We start from the raw sequence: 18665 nt of genomic DNA, 5'->3' as shown, positions 1-18665 counted from the left end.
TTTGTCAGACTGAGCATGATTATTCTGCTCAGCGTTTTCGATCTTGGAGCTTTCAGGTTTCTCTTGTTCAGACATAATTTTTTCTCAATCAAATACAATAAAAATTAATTTGCTGTTTGCAAGCTTCTACGGGTTTTGTACTTATTCCGAGCATATTTAAATAAGCCCCAAAGCAGCAAAATAACGGCAAAGATGCCATTTAAGGCAATCACATCGTTGTAGGCACGAACCTGAGCTTCACGAGTCACCACCTTATTTAAATTCTGTAGGGCTTGATTGTTTTGTAAAACAGGGTCATTCGTTGTGAGCATTGAACTATGTTGATAACTTTGCAAACGCTGTGCGACGAGGGGATCGGTAGGATCGAGATTGCTACTAATCTCAACTTTATAATCATAAGTGTGGCGTTGCTGATAGGTATTGAAAAATGATGAACCGACTAAACCACCAAAGTTTTGCGTAGCTGAGAACAATACAATAAAGGTCACGACATATTGAGGACCACGCTGTAAGGTACGCATAAAACCCATCAATAGCAGAGGACCAATAAATACGCCCCCTGCAAAACTCACCAAGAACTGGCTTCGATAAAAATTGGCAGGTCGTACATCACTGGTCAGGTGATAATCCAAAGCACAGGCGATCAGAATTAAAATTTCAGCTAGAAATAAATTTAAAATTAAACGCTCACGATGAAATGTCAGCGCACTAAATACCGAACCTGCAATCGTTCCACAGAAAATAACCACATAAAGCGGAACAAATTGATCAGGACCCATACCAACAGTTTTTAGAAAATTGACCGCAGCGTAGCTTTGTTCAGACATTAATAGTCTGAGTGCAAAGGCACTGACGATGAAACTCAAAAGATCGCCTGTCGCCAACCAACGGGTCATGATCAGTGGATTGCGACGATAATGTTCATAAGTCAAACCGAACACAATTAAACAAAAACCGACGATCAAGGTATAGGCTAACCAAGGGCTATCAAACCACCAGTGAATAGGCCCTTGTGTTAACACGATACACAGGCAGGCGAAACCTGGAGCGAGCAGTGCAAAGGTAAAGAAGTCTTGTTTCTCAAAAACCGCGAGACGCATACTTCGAGGCAGTTTTAAAGCTACCACCATTGCAAAACAACAAATTGCCAAACCCAGTTCAAAGGTATAAATCACATCCCATTGATTGGCGCTTAGTAAAAACGGCGAGATAATCCAAGCCAAAGGCAAACCGAGTTGCTGAAAGCCGAAAGCCAAATAAATCCCTTTAGCCATATCTGCTTTAGCAAAAGCTTGCATGGTGTAATACATACCCAATGAGCTAAGTGGAGCAGCGGCTAAACCTGCAATAAAACGGACAAATAAAGCCATTTCATAGGTTTTAACAAAGATGTGTAAGACCAACACACCAATGAATACTAATAATCCAATTTCTGAAAATAGTCTTAAGCCATACTGTTGCCGAGCTTTAAATAAGATCAAATTTGAACTGACATTTGCCATCACATAAGCAGCAGGTAACCAAGCAGCTTGTGATGGTGTGAGACCATACTCACCTTGGAAAATTGGTAAATTAGCGACAATAAAACCATTACTTAAACTGGCAGCAATACAAATAAATAGCCCAATAAAGAAATATGCAAAACGTTTTGGCTTTGCATGTGCGATAGCCGCAGGAGAGCCGGGTAGCGTAGGGCGTTCATCGGCTGACCAATCGGGTGGAGTTTCAAGATAGCGAGGGCTGTTATCCATATTATTCCTCGAACTAAATTTTGATGCCGTTTAATAATAATTCTATTGCACGTTTTGCCAGTCGCACTTGATCAGAAGCAAGATGCCCTTGAAAAGAAGAGCCTAAGATCGCCGTAATCATTCCAAAGTCTTGTGGGGTCAGATCAGGGCGACATAATTGATGTTCTATGGCTTTATCAATTAAAGGTTGTAATGCTTTATCTCGTCGCTCATAAATGTTTAGCATGATTGGGTCTTGGCGATCAATGATACGCCAGTAATCAATCAGTACGATCAGATGAGGGAGTTGTTCAATATGTCCTTCAATCAAACGAATAAAACCATCATTATATTCGAGTAGAGCAGATGCTCTCTGTTCTAAGCGCATCATCGCTTGATCAAGTAGGGCAAACATGAGTGCTTTGCGATCTGAGAAATTACGATAAAAGGTTGCTCGTCCTACGCCTGCATGATCAATAATTGCTTGTAATGGCACATGTACACCTTGAGCCCGAAATACCTCTTCTGCTGCATGAAGCAATTCTTCGCGGTTATGAGCAGCTTGTTGAACACGTTTATTCATTATTGAACTTGCTAGGTGTAAATTGGATAAGAGTTATTTAACGGACAAACTTGTCCGATGTAAACAAACGATCGATATCTGATTTGTTTATATTGAGTAATAGGGGTAAATTGGTTTGTGTAGCAACAAACTTATCGTATTAAAAAATAAAACAATTTGATTTTGAAAATTTTAAGGTAGGTTTTATATGCAAGCCTTCATGCATCGATTTTTTCGTGGTCTAAAACATCGTCCATACTTATCCGCAACTTTTGCTTTGGGCTTCGTTATCTTTTTTGTGCTGCAAGCATTCAGCTCATGGCATTGGGCGACACGGCTACAAATTGGCTGGAATACTGCAATCTGGCTATATTTGTTTATGATTCTAAAGATGATGTGGCGTTTAGATCCAGAACACATCTTAGAACGAGCAAAACAACAAGATGAAGGGAAGTGGATGATACTTACGGTTGCTTTAATTGCAATCGTTGTTTGTTTTATTTCGATTGCTGTGCAGCTCAGTCATGTTCCCAAAGATCAAGCAATCATTAAAACGATTCTGATCTTGCTAACGATAGGAACTATTTTCTCATCGTGGTTGTTACTGCATACCTTGTTCGCTATTCATTATGCACATGACTATTATCTTGCGAAAAGCCGTCAAGTCGATGGGGGCTTGGATTTTCCAAAAACAGATCAACCTGATTATCTCGATTTTGTCTATTTCAGCTATATCATTGGCACTTCTGCACAAACCGCAGATGTTTCTATTACCAGCTCACAGCTTAGACATCTGAATATTTTTCATTGTGTTTTAGCTTTTATTTTTAATACCGTGATTTTGGCGGTTGCAATCAATGTGGCAGCGAGCCTGATCGGTTTTGGCTAATTAACAATGCTAAATGAATCTATAAGGTGATTTTTATTATTCAAAATAGTGAAATAGTGGAGTAAATATTTAATCTTTTAGCTGGTTAAATAAGAAATGTAGATGGTTGGTTTTTTATTTAATAGTTCATCTTGGCTCTGTATTTTTGATGGTTTTTTTATATAAGTTATTTGGTTTTTATTATTGTTTTTAATTAATTTGTTGAATTGTAAGATTTTATCTATGCACTGTGGTTTGTAAAAAATAGTATCTTGTATGAGTCTTTTTCGCATAAAATATTTGCTAGAAAATTATTCTAATTTTGAGGTTTATCTTGGAATCAATATTGATTTTAGGCTCGATTACATTGGCATTGATGTTGGGTGCGATTAGCCCTGGTCCGACATTTATTTATGTTGCAAAAAACTCGATTGCGATTTCACGTAAACATGGTTTATTTACTGCGCTTGGTACAGGTACGGGTGCCGCGTTGTTTGGTTTTCTAGCTGTGATGGGATTACAGGCAATCTTACTTGCAGTGCCTTCAGCATATTTGGCTTTAAAAATCTTTGGTGGTCTGTATTTACTTTGGCTTGCTTATAAAATTATTAAACATGCTAAAGAACCAATGGCATCAATGGAGAGTGCAGTTCATAACATGAGCTATGCACAAGCTTTTCGTTTAGGTCTAATCACTCAGTTGAGTAATCCTAAAATTGCGATCGTGCTTGCCAGTATTTTTACTGCTTTATTACCTAAAGAAATTCCAACTTATTTCTATGTTGTGTTGCCAATTTTGTGTTTCTTTATTGATGCAGGTTGGTATTCTCTAGTGGCTGTTGCATTGTCAGCAGAAGGACCACGTAAAGTTTATTTAAAATCTAAAGCTGTTTTTGATCGTATCGCAGGTGGTGTCATGACCTTGCTTGGATTGAAGTTGATCTTTGGAATGAAGTGATAAAAGAAGCGACCAAGAAGGTCGCTTCTTTTATGGGCTAATTCTAAATAAAAGCATTTAATCTTTGAAATGAGTTGGAATCCATTGATAGCTTTTTCCATCGGCTGAATAAATGTGTCCAATGCCGGGGAAAGGTAAATGTGGCGCAGCAATGGTCTGTCCGTTTTTAGCAAAATCAGCGAATTGCTTTAAACGTGTTTCAACGGCTTTTTTCGGGTCTATATCGTATTCAATTGCCGTTTCAGGTTTATCAAATTGCACAGTATGTGAATGGACAATATCTCCAATAAACACCACGTTTTCATCTTTGGTTTTTAATTCATAACTAAAATGCCCAGGTGTATGTCCCGCCGTGTTAATGACTTTAAAACCTTGAATGTCATCTCCGAGTTTATACGTTTTAAAGCGTTGCTTGGTTTGGTAAGGCGCAATCGCTTGTTTAATTTTCTCAACCGTACCTGAGTAATTGGCTTGTTTTTCTTTCGGTAGTTTTGCTGCTTGTTTCGGATCTAACCAATATTTTGCTTCATCATCAGATACATAGACTGTCGCATTAGGGAAATTGGCAACGCTATCTTTACTGATTCCACAGACATGATCGGGATGTAGATGTGTGAGTAGAATGGTATCGACTTGTTCAGGTTGATAGCCTGATGCTTTTAGGTTGGTTAAAACTGAACCTAAATGAGCACCAAAACAACTCGCTGCACCGCTATCCACCAATACTAGAGATTTTCCTGTATTAACGAGGAAGGCATTGACTGAGGTTTGTACGCCTTTCTCTTGATCTGCATAGTATTTCTTTAAAATCTCGTGAACTTGTTGTTGTGGAATGTCTTTAAACAAGCTTGGTGACATAAAGTTTGTACCATCGAGCAGGGCTGTGATTTGTACGTCACCTGTTTGATATTGGTAGTAACCAGCGACTTGGTTTTGTAGGGAGATGGTGGATTCAGCAGCTTGGATGGTATGGGCTGTGGTGCTTAGAGCGAATACGAGGAATAGGGGGGTAAATGTTTTCATGGGGTTCTTATAAGTTTTAAAGGGATGGGTATTTTTTATCATACTTAAATATAAATTTTAAAATTTTTTGAAAGCTCTTTTTCTTGCGCCACATATGGCTCAGGGAAAAGGTTGGGATGAAGGTTATATACTATAGCTGAATACTTAATTTATTATCACACCTAAAACCATAGGAAATTAGGTTTTACAGATGTTTCCATGTGCTAGTGTTTTTAGAATTTAGCTATATTTACCTTACTTTTGACGTATAAGAAATTCAACTTCGTAAGGTAACATTCCAATATTGATTTAATAATGGATTCTCCCCATGGGGAAGGGTCGGGGTGAGGGAAATCCCAAAAAACAAAAAAGCCCCTACAACGTAGAGGCTTTTTTACAACTAAAAATTATTTTTTACATTCTGGCTGTGAACGGTCAATTACTTGAGTACCTTCAACACGGTAACCAATCTGCCCCACAATAAATGCTTGATTCAATTGAGTAATAACAACATCAGATAAAGCCACAGCACAACGATCTTTTTCAATTGCACGATCTACCGCTGTTTTGAAGTTAGGAATACCTAATGGGAATAAAACTACCGGAACCTTATCTTCACCTGTGACACGCTCACCCTTCACAAATTGGTTTGAGTTCAAGTTATAGTTCTTCGTAGAAGCTACAGTCATGTCTGCCATACGAACTGAACAGCCTGTAAATGCAATTGTTGACATCGCTAGAACTGAAACTAGTAATTTTTTCATGCATACCCCGGATAGTTATAAAAAATAAAAAGCGCTTTTATTTTATCGATATATTTTTTTAAAACAAGAAAATAAATTATATAAATGGTATAAAAAAGCCCCTACAACGTAGAGGCTTTTCTCATATTAGATTTAAAATCTTAAGAAACTTTATCGCCAGCTTTAGCACCAGATTCAGGTGAAATCACCCAAACCCCTTCACCATTACCCGCTGCAAGTACCATACCGTTAGAAATACCAAAACGCATTTTACGAGGTGCAAGGTTAGCCACCATTACTACCAATTTGCCTTTTAAATCTTCAGGCTGATAAAACTCACGAATACCACTAAACACATTACGTGGTTCAGCTTCACCAACATTTAAAGTGAGTTGAAGTAATTTATCAGAACCTTCTACCGTTGCAGCTTCTAAAACTTCAGCTACACGGAGGTCAACTTTCATAAAGTCTTCAATACCAATAATTTCAGCTTCACCCACTTTAGGTTCAGGCTTCTTCTCGGCTTTCTTCTCTTTTTTCTTTTCCACTTTTGGTGCTTCTGCCGCAGCAGCTAAAGAGTCTTTAGATGCATCAACCATGGCTGCAACTGCTTTAGGATCAACACGCTGCATAAGCGGTTGGAATTGAGCAATTTCGTGTGCAACGAGGATTTGCTGACGTGATGCAAAGTCAAAGCTTTCAAGTTGTAAGAAAGACTGTACTTGAGCCGCAAGTGTTGGAAGCACTGGAGCCAAGTAAATTGCAAGCTGACGGAATAAGTTGATACCAACTGAGCAAACATCATGAACTTGTTGTTCTTGACCTTCTTGCTTCGCAAGCGCCCACGGTTTTTTCTCATCAATATATTGATTCGCTTTGTCCGCAAGAGCCATGATTTCACGAATAGCAGCAGAGAATTCACGAGCTTCATAGGCTTGAGCAATTGAGTCGCCCGCATCAATAAAGCTTTGAACCAATTCAGGTTCAGCACAAGTGTTAGAAAGCGTATTATTGAAATTGCTGTTAATGAATTTTGCGCAACGGCTGGCAATATTCACCACTTTACCTACAAGGTCAGAATTCACTTTTTGTACGAAGTCATCTAAATTCAAATCTGAATCTTCAACTTTGTCAGAAAGCTTAGAAGCAAAGTAATAACGTAAATATTCAGGATTCAAGTGCTGTAAATAAGTTTCAGCTTTAATGAATGTACCGCGAGATTTTGACATCTTCTGACCGTTCACCGTCAAGAAACCATTTACGAATAAACCAGATGGCGTGCGGTAGTTCGCACCTCCAAGCATTGCAGGCCAGAACAGTGCATGGAAGTAAACAATGTCTTTACCAATGAAGTGATAAACTTCTTTGTCGCTGTCTTTTTTCCAGAAATCATCAAAGCTTAGATCAGGGCGTTTAGTTTTGATGTAGTTTTCAAAACTCGACATATAACCAATCGGAGCGTCTACCCAAACATAGAAATATTTGTTTGGAGCATCTGGAATTTCAAAACCGAAATAAGGCGCATCACGCGAAATATCCCAATCTGATAAACCCGATTCAAACCATTCATCTAGCTTGTTGGCAATCGAAACAGGTAAACGACCTTGATCACGTGTCCATTTCTGTAAGTATTCTGAGAAATTCGGTAGTTTAAAGAAATAGTGATCTGATGATTTCTCAACTGGCGTTGCACCACTCAATGTTGAGCGTGGGTTTAATAACTCAGTCGCGTTATAAGTTGTACCGCAGACTTCACATGAGTCGCCGTATTGATCTTCAGCTTTACATTTCGGGCACGTGCCTTTAATGAAACGATCAGACAAGAACATGCCTTTTTCAGGATCAAATAATTGTGTGACAGGGCGAACAGCGATATTGCCTGCTTCACGGTTTTTAATATAAATCTCAGATGCACGTGCTTTGTTTGCATCGCTATGAGTTGAATCATAATGATCGAAATGCACACCAAAACCATCAAAATCACGAATGTGTTCTTTCTGAACATTGGCAATTTGCGCTTCAGGGCTAATGCCATTCGCTTCAGCACGTAACATGATCGCTGTGCCATGAGCATCATCCGCACATACGTAAGTCACGTCATGACCCATTGCACGCATCGCACGAACCCAAATATCTGCTTGGATATAACCGAGTAAGTGACCCATATGGATAGGACCATTGGCATAAGGAAGGGCATTGGTGACTAAAATTTTACGCACGGATATTGTTCTCTCATTCGTATTTACAAGGTGGATGATTTTACATGACTTAAGAGCGACTTGCACAAGGGAATCGGTGAAATCTTTTTAGCCTGAAGGGAATCTTATTTTGAAACTTCATACAAGCTTCACTTTGGCTTCAATCAAAGTACATCTGTTTGATCGAGAATAATCACAATATCAAAGATAGGAAAATAAAAATGAGGTCTTGGTCATTAGTTTTTTCATCAGTCTCAGCCAGTTTAGTTTCTGTTTTTAGTTTTGTGATTCCATTTTGTTTGTTCTTAAATTATCGACAGAATCATCTGCTTCATGTAGTCAGTGATGGCATGGAAGTTATGATGTATTTGACCCCAATACTCATCGTTTTGGCTTTTATCTTTTATCTGATTGTTTTTGCAGTATTGAAATTGCCCACTCAGATTTTTGATTTATACCAGTTTTTAAAAATAGGTTTTGTGATCTTAATTGCTTGGGCTTTACTGGTCTTAATGATCCTGTTCGAAGATCAAGTGAACCACATTGATTTTTCAACTTTAAAAATTGGTGTTGTGATGTATTTCATGATGCTGCCGATTTTAGCTTTGAGTTGTATGGGGGCGAACAGTTGTTATTTTGTGATGAATAAAGTAAATCAAAAGAAGAATATGATCTTATTTTGATTAAAAAAAAGTATGTATCCCAAAGGATTACATACTTTGCATCTGCTTAACGGTAACACTTTGCTTAGAGTTCTTTCTTAAAGAGATGATTTTCCCTTTAGATAAGAAATGGATGTGATAGCTTTTTAAACTATTGGTTTTTGGATCAACTGTAATTTCGGCAAAGAGTGGCGTTTGCCAAAGTTCATCACTTCCTAAAGTACCTAACCAAGCCTGAGCTTTAATTACAGCGGTAAATTCATCTTTAACTTGTAGATCGCTAATACTTAACTCACTGCACCAATGAACGGTCTTTGGGAATTCAACTTTTGAAAATTTCCAACAAATTGAAAGCGCCAAACTTGTTGCGATTCCAGCATAATCGTTGCTTTCATTATGAATGACAGGAAGTAATTGTTCTGCCAAATCACCTTCAAAAGAATCAATCATGCTTTGGATTCTTCGTTTGCTCGAAAGAATATAGTTCAGGCGCTTTTGTTGAGCTTGCAGTTCATTTTGAATTTCTAGAAGTTCATTTTCATTCATATATAAAGCTTTATAAGTCAGGTTAATTTCAAGATAGCGCAAAAGTATATCTGATCTAATTCTCTATATTGTGAATAGTTTTTAATACAAATTTAATGGTTCTAAAAATGATCGAAACACCAAGACTGATTTTACGCCAATGGCGAGACACGGATTATTTACCTTTTGCAGAGATGAGTGCTAATCCAGAGGTTATGCGGCATTTTCCAAAAGTTTTAACTCGCGCTGAAAGCGATGCATATATAGATAAATTAAAGGCAATTATTGAAAAACAGGGTTGGGGCTTTTGGGCAGTAGAATTAAAACAGACTCAGCAATTGATAGGCTTGGTAGGATTACATGATCAACCCACACAGTTTTCATTTTCGCCCTGTGTTGAAATTGGCTGGCGTTTAGATCAAGCATTTTGGGGCAAAGGTTATGCAAAAGAAGCAGCAAATGCAGCCTTGGATTTTGCTTTTAATCATTTGCAGCTTGAAACTGTTGTGTCTTTTACCACTTTAGAAAATCTGCGATCGCAAGCGCTTATGCAATGCTTAGGGATGAGGAAATTAGCAGAATTTCAACATCCTGCTCTAGTTCAAGATCATCCATTAAGTTGGCATGTATTGTATGAGATTCAGCAGTCTGATCGTATCAAGTAATTTAGTTGTGTTATGCATTTATATGATTTTTATATATGAAAATTCAAATGGTTATTAATCAGCAATAAATTTGAATCATCCTGTATCCCATTTGTTTCAATTTGCAGCAAACACGATAAGTGTAGGCAGAATCTTGTATAACTGTAATAGAAATCAACGACAGCTTTTACGAAATAACAAGAGGAACAAGACATGAGTAATGACAAAATTGATCAGTTAAAACAGTTCGCAGCAAAAGATTTAGAGCAAACCAAAGCAGACTTTCAGCAGGCTAAAGATAAAGTCAGCGAGCTTGGAAGTGATATCAAACAAAAAGGTCAGGAAACTGTGGAGGATGTAAAAAACTTCGCAGCGAAAGATATTGATCAAACTAAAGCTGATTTACAGCAAGCTAAAGATAAAGCCAATGAGTTGAAGCAAAAAGGCGAGCAAGCTTTAGATGATTTAAAGACCAATGCAAGCGATCAATACGGTGAAAGTAAAGCTGCATTATCAGCTAAAGCAGATGAGTTAAAAGAAAAACTGGCGGATACTCAACATGCTGCCAAAGAGAAATTAGATCACTTAAAAGAAGAGGCAACGCATAAATTAGAAGATGCAAAAGCCAAAGCAGCTGAGTTAAAAGATGAGGCAGCTGCAAAATTTGATGATCTGAAAGCTCAAGCTAGCAGCAAGTTAGATGATTTAAAGAAAGCTGCCACTGATACGATCAATAAATTCAAAGGCTAATCACGATAAAGCTTTAACAATCGACGCTGATAGGCAAAGATAAATTGCGACATAAAATTGAGCAATTACGGTCTTTGATGTGAGCGTCGAATCTCCAATACTGCTAAACTAACCACATTCAGTGAGTATGATCAGTTTTTGGAGTACAAAATGTCGTGGCTTTCTTCCTTAAAATCCGTTTTTTCGCCTGCGCAAGAAGTGAAGGAAGATGAAATCCAAACAGTCCTTCAAAATTATGTTCTTCCAAACTCTGAAAATGCCTTGAAAGATCGTATCAGCCAAGTTAATGTTCAAGGTCGCATCCTACAGCTCACGATCAATACATTTCCTGCAGAAAAAGATCATTTACAACAAATCCATGATGAACTTGCAGATGCCTTAGAAAAGTGTGGTATCCAAGAACTCAATCTGCATATTATTCAGCAGAAACATGCTGCCCATGGCGAGGCGGGACATAGTTGTTCATCTAAACCAAAAGCACAAAACACCAATCTTCCTCCAGTGATGGATGCATCTCCGAAAGCTGAAGCTGACCCAAATAATCCTCCGATTGAGAAAGCTGCGCCACAACAACGAGATGTTGCTCCACATCCACGTATTCAAAACGTAATCTTGGTGTCGTCGGGTAAAGGTGGTGTAGGTAAATCTACTACAACTGTGAATCTTGCACTCGCATTGCAAAAACTCGGTTTAAAAGTTGGGGTTTTGGATGCAGATATCTATGGTCCGAGTATTCCAACTATGTTGGGAAATGCTGGTCGCACACCACAGATTGAAAATGAACATTTTGTTCCTTTAGATGCTTATGGTATGGCTGTGATTTCAATCGGTCATTTGATTGGTGCGCATAACACTCCTGTAGCATGGCGTGGCCCTAAAGCCACTGGCGCATTGATGCAGTTATTTAATCAAACTCTGTGGCCAGATTTGGATGTATTGGTTATCGACATGCCACCAGGTACTGGCGATATTCAATTAACGCTTGCACAGCGTATCCCAGTGACTGGTGCGGTAATTGTTACTACACCGCAAAATGTTGCCTTAATGGATGCTGTAAAAGGGATTGAATTATTCAATAAAGTGAATATTCCTGTACTCGGTGTGATTGAGAATATGTCAACACATGTTTGTTCTAACTGTGGACATGAAGAGCAAATATTTGGTACGGGTGGTGGTGATCAGCTTTCTGAACAATATGACATACCTTTACTAGGTCGTTTACCTTTAGATGCAAAAATCCGAGAGAATGCCGATAATGGTAAACCAAGTGTCATCGCACAAGATGTCGCTTCTGAAAGCTATATCAATATTGCGGAAAGTGTCTTAAAACAGATGGAAAAACTTCCAAAACGTCAGAGAGATGACAAGCGCATTTTCTAATTGATGGTTATTTTTAAGTTCGGCCCAACATTTCGTTGGGCTTTTCTTTGTTTGATGTTGTAAATATATCGTTTGGTAAAATATGGCATGAGAGTTGCTTCATCACTATTTTATTTTCGAGTGATGATATGAAGTCCGTCAAAAGAGCTGTAAGTATTCTGGGATTGTGTAGTGCATTTTTACTGAGTGCTTGTAATGGTGATAATTCTCCAAAAGAGACTGAGCAATTAGAAACTAAATTACAACCCATCGTGATCCAAGGTGCTTTACCTGTCGAATCTGAACGTATGGCATCAAAATTAGATAACGTCAGTGTTGAAACAGTGGGTGGATGGAAGTTTTGGAAAGGAACTTATAAAGGTTATCCAGTGATCGTGTCCAAAACACGTATGGGCATGAGTAATTCTGCCGCAGCTACAGCACTTGCGATTGAGCGATATAAACCCATTGCAATTATTAACCAAGGTACATCAGGCGGGCATGATCCTGCTTTAAACGTGTTTGATATTGTATTAGGCAAATACACGACAAATATTGGTGCGTTTAGAACACCAAGATTACCGATAGGAGGCGGTTCAAACTCATTGGCATGGACAGAGGCATTTGATGTGTTACCAGAAGATGAGTCTGACCCTGAACCGATTGCGATACGCAAATTTGAAGGTGATCAACAGTTACTGATTGCTGCACATAAAGCAAAAGCTTCTTATAGCAAAGGGAATGTGGTTGAGGGAACGATTGGTTCAGCAGATGTTTGGAATAATGAGTTGGATCGAATCCAGTTTTTCCATAATAATTATCAAACTTCTGTAGAGGAGATGGAGGCAGCTTCCGTCGCACAGATTGCACATCAGTTTAATGTTCCATTTTTAGGTATAAGAATTTTATCTAATAATATTACCAATAATGGTGCATATAATCCTGCTACGGGTGAGGCATGTCAGGACTATGTGCTTGATGTGGTTGAACAATACATGAAACAACAATTGGATAAAAACTAAAGATTTAGAAGAAATCAGCTACATGATTTCTTCTTGATTATTTTGAATTCTATTTTTCCAGTTTTTAATAACAAACCAGCGCCATAAGAGGTGAGTTGCACAATAAAACAATAAAGCAAACAGAATGGCTTCTATGACTAAACCTGAAATTAAGATTTTTGCCAGACTCAAGTCTATATGCCCATGTCCAAAGTTTTTTAACCAATTGATGATTTGATGTAGCACACCCAATAACATCTCTTGATCAATCATATTGACATGATAAATCTTAGTACCAAACCAAAAGCCTAAATAAAGTATAGGAACTACAGTGAGAGGATTGGTCAGCCATGCCATACACAGTCCGATCGGCAAATTAACCTCAAACCATAGGATTGTCAGAATAATAAATAAACTATGGAAAGGTACAGGTAATATGCCCCAAAAGGTACCAATAAACATCGCTTTGGCGATAGAGTGACGATTCACATACCAAAGTAAAGGATTTAAGGTACTTTGCCCAAAAATGCGCATAAACTTGAGTTGAGCAACTTTCTCTGATGAAGGAAGCCACTTATGAAGAAATTGCTTAGGCATAAAATATTGGCGAGTAGAAGAATGAAAATAGTGTGATCAACTGATTATAAAATAGCACTTTTTGCTTAGGCCTAGCTTAAATTTCATGCTAAATCTTAATCTAATCAGTAAAATGTTATTCAAAAATTCACGGTAATCGTACTTTAAATATACACAGATATCTAGGTGACTGTTCAGTAGCGAGCTACTTGAAATTTATAAAGATGAAATAAAATAAATAGTTAAATAATTGTAGTGAAATTAACGTTATAAGTGCTTACAGTTATTTTTTTGCTATAAAATTGTAATTGGATTAATCTCAGAGAATCCTTTAGTGAGGTCATTCAATGATTTCATGGTTTTTCATTGGTTTAGTTATAACCATATTATTTACTCCTGGCCCAACCAACACATTATTGGCATCATCTGGTGTTCAGGTTGGTGTACGCAAATCACTTTTACTTATCCCAGCTGAAGCATTGGGTTATATCGTTGCTATAACAGCTTGGGGTATGTTGATTGGCAAAGTATCAACAGCTTTACCATTACTTCCCACCTTTTTAAAATTAATGAGCGCTGGCTATATTTTGTATTTGGCGATTAAGCTTTGGCGTACAGCGAATCAACAAGTGGCATTAAATCAACCAACTATTCGCCCACGTGAATTATTGTTTGCTACGCTTTTAAATCCTAAAGCGTTGTTGTTTGCATCTGCTATTTTTCCAGCAGTTGCATGGAAGAGCCAAGACATTTACTTAGTACATATGAGTGTTTTTGTTGGTTTGATTTTGCCGATTGCTCTGTTTTGGATATCTGTTGGAGCAATGTTGGCGACCAATAAAGTTAAATGGCTTTCACAATCAAAATTACAACGCACAGCATCTGTCGTGCTCATTAGTTTTTCAATCCCGATCAGCTATTCTGCATTAATCAATTTATAAAGTATCTCTGCTATTCTGCCTATCAGGATAGCAGTCTTATTTTCATTAATGATGATTTACGTTAAAGTACCTGCCAATCATTAATTTAGATTTTGGAAAAAAGTCATGGCAATAAAATCTGATCGTTGGATTCGTGAAATGAGCGAAAAACACGGCATGATTGAACCTTATGCAGAGAATCAAGTTCGTTATGGTGAAAATGGCGAAAAGTTGATTTCTTATGGGGTGTCGAGCTATGGCTATGATGTTCGATGCGCACGTGAATTCAAAGTATTTACCAATGTTCATTCAGCGATTGTTGATCCTAAAAACTTTGACGATAAAAGCTTTATTGATATCGAATCAGACGTTTGTATCATCCCACCAAACTCATTTGCCTTAGCACGTACCATTGAATATTTCCGTATCCCGCGAAATGTACTTACTGTTTGTTTGGGTAAGTCGACTTATGCGCGTTGCGGTATTATTGTAAATGTGACGCCGTTAGAGCCTGAGTGGGAAGGTCACGTTACTTTAGAATTTTCCAATACTACAAACCTACCTGCGCGTATCTATGCGGGTGAGGGTGTCGCACAAATGCTTTTCTTTGAAAGCGATGAAGTATGTGAAACATCATATAAAGATCGTGGTGGCAAATACCAAGGTCAGACAGGCGTGACTTTACCGAAGACCTAAATTAAAAAACCCATCATTTGTAAATGATGGGTTTTTTAATTTGATGATTTTTAAAAATTCTTCATTCATCATAAGAATTGTTCAGACGAATGAAGCTAGCAATTAATAAAAAATAAGATACAATCATTATAATTTGATTTGTTTTTGTACAGGATCACGGAAATTACTACTGCTATATAAGTGAGTATTCGATCAAACAGAAACAAGTAATAAAAAGAACATATGGAAGTTTTAACACGGAGGTCGTTATGCGACGGTTTAAGTCTCTACATTTTGCTATGTTGGCGTTGGGTAGTGTATGCCTGAATTTTGCCTATGCGTCCTCCGAAGGTTTGCAGAGTCTGAGTGATAGTGAGATGTCTGCTATAACAGGACAGGCATTGATGAGTTTGTCATATATATCTCCAACAGATAGTGCAAATTTAATGAGGAATATTAGTGGCTCCAATAATATAGGATTCTATAAATTAGGGCTTGAAGCTGAATTGGAGTTGAATGCTAATATAAAGAATTTACAGCTAGGTTGTGGCGGGCAGAATGGTGTTGGAGGCTGTGATATTGATATTAAAAATCTAGCCTTGAGTGGGCTTCCAAATGGTGGGGACTATGACATTAATGGGAATGCTGTTCCGAATGGTGGTTATGATATAGATGGTAATCCAGCCTATTCTGGTGATGGACGTGCTGCTACAAGTGCTAAAATTAGTAATCCTTTCTTAGAGTTTGCTATTAAAAACCCAAATAGCGCTTCAACCCGTGAGGTCATTGGTTTTAGAGCTAGTGCTGAAAAAATAAATGCTTTGTTAACCGCTGGTTTAACTAATAATGCATCGCCATCTACTACTGATGGAATTCAGTCGTTAAGTGGCTTTATGAGATTTAGTCCAACAACAGGGGAAGTGACAACAACACCGGGATTGTTTGCTAAAACTAACGACCAACGTTTAAATGGAAAACTAAATGCTTTAGGTTTTGATCGAGATTGGGTTTCAGATCCTACTAGTAGTGATACATTGGGAATTTCGATTCCATCCGTGACGGCAGGATTTTCAACACCAGCCTTTCAGGTTAATGGTAAGCGTCAAACAGCTGCACGTATTGATAATATAACGGCGAGTGTTGATATTCCGTTGGACCAAGGACCTAATAACCAGCTCAAAGTGGATTTTGACTGTATCTTAGTTATAGCATGTAAGGCGAAAATTAAATTGAAAGAGGGGTCAAGAATTGAAGGACTACCTTTAAATGTTAGTTTTGAGCAATCTTTAAGTATGATTCATAATGTACCTTTGACAGGTACAGGCGGATATTTATCCTTACAATTACAAGATTTATTATGGCCAGGCAATTATATTGATGGAGCTGATGTTGGAAAGACCTCTTTATCTAATTTTACTCAAGCTAGTGATATTGCTAGAGCTGGGTGGTGGATGTCATTTGCTGAACCTGTAAATTTAGGTTTGTTAAAAGGTCAAAATCCAGTGGATGTATCTGCTGTTTATCCTCAAGTTGCGACGAAAGTTTCTGCTTTTTTGAATCAAGAATCTCAACGCGTTTATGCTCCAGCTCTTGCTTCTATTGGTACTTTATTTGGAATTACATTGACTACTCCGGACCCCATTATAATTGATTTAAGTGATGCTACACCTGCCACACTTTCTTTATCTAATGTACAGCTAAAAAATCAAGTGCCAAAATCAAACTGTTATGGAACATTAAAATTCTGTTAATTTGCTTACATTTTAAAAAAGCAGCCGAGGCTGCTTTTATTATTTCAAATTGGGAAAAGAAGAATGATAAATCTACGAGGAATGAATAGGGTTGTAGTTGTTGGTGGTGGGACGGCAGGTTGGTTTGCTGCATTGCAACTTAGACAATTGTTTAGTCCATCTGTTGAAGTGATGGTAATTTCAGCACCAGAGATACCAATCGTTGGTGTTGGTGAAGGTGGAGTTTTGAACTTGCTTTCGGTATTACATGATTTGAATATCGATTTAAAAGATTTTATAGAACAAACGGGATCTACGCTTAAATTGGGGTTTCGTTATGAGCGTTGGAGAACAGGCAAACAAGAAGACTATTATTATCATCTTTTCCCTCTACCTACTCCTGATTTTGCATGGAATGAGTTTGGGTTTAATCCATATTTATCAGGATTATTTAACCATGGAATAGATGTTAGTCGCTATATGGCATCTTATGAGTTCAGTGAAGAGCGGAAACCTTTCCAAGAGGTTTTGCAGATTCTTTTGGAAGGAAAGAATAATTTTGGTGCATCGCTACATTTTGACACTTTTAGAGTTGGTCAATATCTTAAGAAAATTGCCTTAGCTAGAGGTATTATTCATGTTGAGCAGAAAATAGAGAATTTTGTATTTAACCCTACAACTGAGAATGTTTCTGCAATTCAATGTGCTGATCACGAGATAAGTTGTGATTTTGTGATAGATGCCTCTGGGTTTTCAAGGCTTTTGATTGGAAAAAAATATCAAAGCCAATGGTGTTCTTTTTCTGATACATTGCCTATGAATAGAGCCTTACCTTTTCATTTGCCGCACAAAAATAAAATTGAATTAGTGACACGAGCAACAGCTATGAGTTCAGGTTGGGTATGGCAAATACCATTGCAAGAGCGTATAGGTGCGGGATATGTATATCATGATCAATTCATCACTGATCAGGAGGCACAACTTGAAGTTGAAAATTGGTTAGGGCACTCTATAAATCCTGTTAAGCCAATTGCATTTGAAGCTGGATATTTTCAACAGGTTTGGATAAAAAATGTAGTAGGAATAGGTTTGGCATCGGGATTCATTGAGCCATTAGAAGCAACATCAATTGGGCAAATGCTCAGCCAATTACAATTACTGGTTTCTTTTATAAGAGAAAACCATGGGGTAATTTCACAACAAAATATAGACTTCTATAATCAACAAAATGCTCAATATTGGGAGGGTATACGTGATTTTATTCGTATGCATTATGATACTGGGCGTTCAGACACTCCATTTTGGAAATTTATGCTAACTGTACCTCAATCGGAAAGTTATCAGGAGCTCAAAAAATGCTGGGCGCATAGGACACCGAGAGATATTGATTTTGTAAGGCATAGTATGGATGGTATGTACATGTTTAGTGCAGCGAATTGGTTAGCTGTGGGTGCTGCAGTAGGTGTAATAAAACCTGAAGCTACCGTAGCAGAGCTTTATGCTTTGCCACCAGATAAAAAGCAAAAATTAGCTAAATTTTTGGAGCAGATAAGAAAGAAATTATAATTGTGCTAGCCAAACAAAAATATGTGTAGGTTATATTTATTTTTCATACATCGGAAAAATGTAACTTTTAGCGGGTTTTTTTTGCAATTGCGTAAATAGTAGGCATAATAAAAAAGTAAGATTGGGTAGGCGAATTCTGCCTACAATTTGAGTGATGCTTGGAAGCATATCCTTGACTGCGCCTTTTTTGTGGTTG

At 37.7% G+C, this 18665-nt stretch carries 18 protein-coding genes; 11 read left to right on the top strand and 7 right to left on the bottom strand.

The genetic code is table 11. From position 1 onward, the window contains the following. Window positions 1-104: 104 nt before the first annotated feature. Window positions 105-1751 carry an MFS transporter gene (locus ACSC97_RS00490; RefSeq protein ID WP_436658630.1) on the bottom strand — a complete coding sequence of 549 codons (1647 nt, stop codon included), beginning with the start codon at window positions 1749-1751 and terminating at the stop codon, window positions 105-107. A 13-nt stretch (window positions 1752-1764) separates the two neighbouring features. Next, complete coding sequence (locus ACSC97_RS00485; RefSeq protein WP_125297891.1) at window positions 1765-2313, bottom strand: TetR/AcrR family transcriptional regulator; 549 nt, start codon at window positions 2311-2313, stop codon at window positions 1765-1767. Window positions 2314-2500: 187 nt separating this feature from the next. On the opposite strand from ACSC97_RS00485, the gene ACSC97_RS00480 reads away from it, so the two are divergent. After that, window positions 2501-3181 carry a DUF1345 domain-containing protein gene (locus ACSC97_RS00480; protein ID WP_004952490.1) on the top strand — a complete coding sequence of 227 codons (681 nt, stop codon included), beginning with the start codon at window positions 2501-2503 and terminating at the stop codon, window positions 3179-3181. A 313-nt stretch (window positions 3182-3494) separates the two neighbouring features. Then, a complete protein-coding gene (locus ACSC97_RS00475) occupies window positions 3495-4118 on the top strand; it encodes a LysE family translocator (protein ID WP_436658627.1) in 624 nt (207 codons plus the stop codon). 57 nt (window positions 4119-4175) lie between these two features. On the opposite strand, the gene ACSC97_RS00470 is transcribed toward ACSC97_RS00475, so the two are convergent. The 3 genes from ACSC97_RS00470 to metG form a co-directional block, all read right to left on the bottom strand. Next, window positions 4176-5141: an MBL fold metallo-hydrolase gene (locus ACSC97_RS00470; protein WP_436658625.1), complete on the bottom strand. Its 966-nt coding sequence runs from the start codon at window positions 5139-5141 to the stop codon at window positions 4176-4178. 386 nt (window positions 5142-5527) lie between these two features. Further along, on the bottom strand, window positions 5528-5884 hold the full coding sequence (locus tag ACSC97_RS00465; protein ID WP_004960269.1) for a hypothetical protein: 357 nt from the start codon (window positions 5882-5884) through the stop codon (window positions 5528-5530). Between the two features lie 140 nt (window positions 5885-6024). Further along, window positions 6025-8082, bottom strand: a complete 2058-nt coding sequence (gene metG / locus ACSC97_RS00460) for a methionine--tRNA ligase (RefSeq protein ID WP_436658622.1) — start codon at window positions 8080-8082, stop codon at window positions 6025-6027. Between the two features lie 200 nt (window positions 8083-8282). Here metG and ACSC97_RS00455 point away from each other — a divergent pair, with 200 nt between their 5' ends. Continuing rightward, on the top strand, window positions 8283-8744 hold the full coding sequence (locus ACSC97_RS00455; protein WP_129261958.1) for a hypothetical protein: 462 nt from the start codon (window positions 8283-8285) through the stop codon (window positions 8742-8744). Between the two features lie 27 nt (window positions 8745-8771). Here the strand turns inward: ACSC97_RS00455 and ACSC97_RS00450 are convergent, their stop codons facing one another. Next, window positions 8772-9269 carry a hypothetical protein gene (locus tag ACSC97_RS00450; RefSeq protein ID WP_034602660.1) on the bottom strand — a complete coding sequence of 166 codons (498 nt, stop codon included), beginning with the start codon at window positions 9267-9269 and terminating at the stop codon, window positions 8772-8774. 107 nt (window positions 9270-9376) lie between these two features. On the opposite strand from ACSC97_RS00450, the gene ACSC97_RS00445 reads away from it, so the two are divergent. The 4 genes from ACSC97_RS00445 (at window position 9377) to ACSC97_RS00430 (ending at window position 13023) form a co-directional block, all read left to right on the top strand. Next, a complete protein-coding gene (locus ACSC97_RS00445) occupies window positions 9377-9913 on the top strand; it encodes a GNAT family N-acetyltransferase (protein ID WP_436658619.1) in 537 nt (178 codons plus the stop codon). A gap of 192 nt (window positions 9914-10105) precedes the next feature. Next, window positions 10106-10642 (top strand): hypothetical protein, encoded by a 537-nt coding sequence (locus tag ACSC97_RS00440; protein ID WP_004960254.1) that lies wholly within the window; start codon window positions 10106-10108, stop codon window positions 10640-10642. Window positions 10643-10792: 150 nt separating this feature from the next. Beyond that, window positions 10793-12022, top strand: a complete 1230-nt coding sequence (gene apbC, locus ACSC97_RS00435) for an iron-sulfur cluster carrier protein ApbC (protein ID WP_436658616.1) — start codon at window positions 10793-10795, stop codon at window positions 12020-12022. Window positions 12023-12150: 128 nt separating this feature from the next. Then, window positions 12151-13023 carry a 5'-methylthioadenosine/S-adenosylhomocysteine nucleosidase gene (locus ACSC97_RS00430; protein WP_436658614.1) on the top strand — a complete coding sequence of 291 codons (873 nt, stop codon included), beginning with the start codon at window positions 12151-12153 and terminating at the stop codon, window positions 13021-13023. 18 nt (window positions 13024-13041) lie between these two features. On the opposite strand, the gene ACSC97_RS00425 is transcribed toward ACSC97_RS00430, so the two are convergent. Further along, window positions 13042-13599 carry a DUF2062 domain-containing protein gene (locus ACSC97_RS00425; protein WP_436658612.1) on the bottom strand — a complete coding sequence of 186 codons (558 nt, stop codon included), beginning with the start codon at window positions 13597-13599 and terminating at the stop codon, window positions 13042-13044. 326 nt (window positions 13600-13925) lie between these two features. Between ACSC97_RS00425 and ACSC97_RS00420 the strand changes: the two genes are divergently transcribed. The 4 genes from ACSC97_RS00420 to ACSC97_RS00405 all read left to right on the top strand — a co-directional run bounded on the left by ACSC97_RS00420 (window position 13926) and on the right by ACSC97_RS00405 (window position 18469). After that, on the top strand, window positions 13926-14519 hold the full coding sequence (locus ACSC97_RS00420) for a LysE family translocator (protein WP_023013055.1): 594 nt from the start codon (window positions 13926-13928) through the stop codon (window positions 14517-14519). 105 nt (window positions 14520-14624) lie between these two features. Next, window positions 14625-15194: a dCTP deaminase gene (gene dcd / locus ACSC97_RS00415; RefSeq protein WP_004914176.1), complete on the top strand. Its 570-nt coding sequence runs from the start codon at window positions 14625-14627 to the stop codon at window positions 15192-15194. Between the two features lie 248 nt (window positions 15195-15442). Beyond that, window positions 15443-16924, top strand: a complete 1482-nt coding sequence (locus ACSC97_RS00410; protein WP_436658610.1) for a hypothetical protein — start codon at window positions 15443-15445, stop codon at window positions 16922-16924. Window positions 16925-16987: 63 nt separating this feature from the next. Then, window positions 16988-18469, top strand: a complete 1482-nt coding sequence (locus tag ACSC97_RS00405; RefSeq protein WP_436658608.1) for a tryptophan 7-halogenase — start codon at window positions 16988-16990, stop codon at window positions 18467-18469. The last annotated feature ends 196 nt before the right edge of the window (window positions 18470-18665 follow it).

Origin of the sequence: Acinetobacter sp. P1(2025) (genome assembly GCF_051390655.1) — a bacterium.
Classification (GTDB): domain Bacteria; phylum Pseudomonadota; class Gammaproteobacteria; order Pseudomonadales; family Moraxellaceae; genus Acinetobacter; species Acinetobacter junii.
This window is presented reverse-complemented; position numbering and strand designations above follow the sequence as displayed.

Coding starts and splice junctions, on each gene's coding strand:
- ACSC97_RS00445 (WP_436658619.1), top strand. CDS start 9,377: ATGATCGAAACACCAAGACTGATTTTACGCCAATGGCGAGACACGGAT.
- apbC (WP_436658616.1), top strand. CDS start 10,793: ATGTCGTGGCTTTCTTCCTTAAAATCCGTTTTTTCGCCTGCGCAAGAA.
- ACSC97_RS00480 (WP_004952490.1), top strand. CDS start 2,501: ATGCAAGCCTTCATGCATCGATTTTTTCGTGGTCTAAAACATCGTCCA.
- ACSC97_RS00470 (WP_436658625.1), bottom strand. CDS start 5,141: ATGAAAACATTTACCCCCCTATTCCTCGTATTCGCTCTAAGCACCACA.
- ACSC97_RS00450 (WP_034602660.1), bottom strand. CDS start 9,269: ATGAATGAAAATGAACTTCTAGAAATTCAAAATGAACTGCAAGCTCAA.
- ACSC97_RS00440 (WP_004960254.1), top strand. CDS start 10,106: ATGAGTAATGACAAAATTGATCAGTTAAAACAGTTCGCAGCAAAAGAT.
- dcd (WP_004914176.1), top strand. CDS start 14,625: ATGGCAATAAAATCTGATCGTTGGATTCGTGAAATGAGCGAAAAACAC.
- ACSC97_RS00405 (WP_436658608.1), top strand. CDS start 16,988: ATGATAAATCTACGAGGAATGAATAGGGTTGTAGTTGTTGGTGGTGGG.
- ACSC97_RS00425 (WP_436658612.1), bottom strand. CDS start 13,599: ATGCCTAAGCAATTTCTTCATAAGTGGCTTCCTTCATCAGAGAAAGTT.
- ACSC97_RS00420 (WP_023013055.1), top strand. CDS start 13,926: ATGATTTCATGGTTTTTCATTGGTTTAGTTATAACCATATTATTTACT.
- ACSC97_RS00465 (WP_004960269.1), bottom strand. CDS start 5,884: ATGAAAAAATTACTAGTTTCAGTTCTAGCGATGTCAACAATTGCATTT.
- ACSC97_RS00430 (WP_436658614.1), top strand. CDS start 12,151: ATGAAGTCCGTCAAAAGAGCTGTAAGTATTCTGGGATTGTGTAGTGCA.
- ACSC97_RS00485 (WP_125297891.1), bottom strand. CDS start 2,313: ATGAATAAACGTGTTCAACAAGCTGCTCATAACCGCGAAGAATTGCTT.
- ACSC97_RS00490 (WP_436658630.1), bottom strand. CDS start 1,751: ATGGATAACAGCCCTCGCTATCTTGAAACTCCACCCGATTGGTCAGCC.
- ACSC97_RS00410 (WP_436658610.1), top strand. CDS start 15,443: ATGCGACGGTTTAAGTCTCTACATTTTGCTATGTTGGCGTTGGGTAGT.
- ACSC97_RS00455 (WP_129261958.1), top strand. CDS start 8,283: ATGAGGTCTTGGTCATTAGTTTTTTCATCAGTCTCAGCCAGTTTAGTT.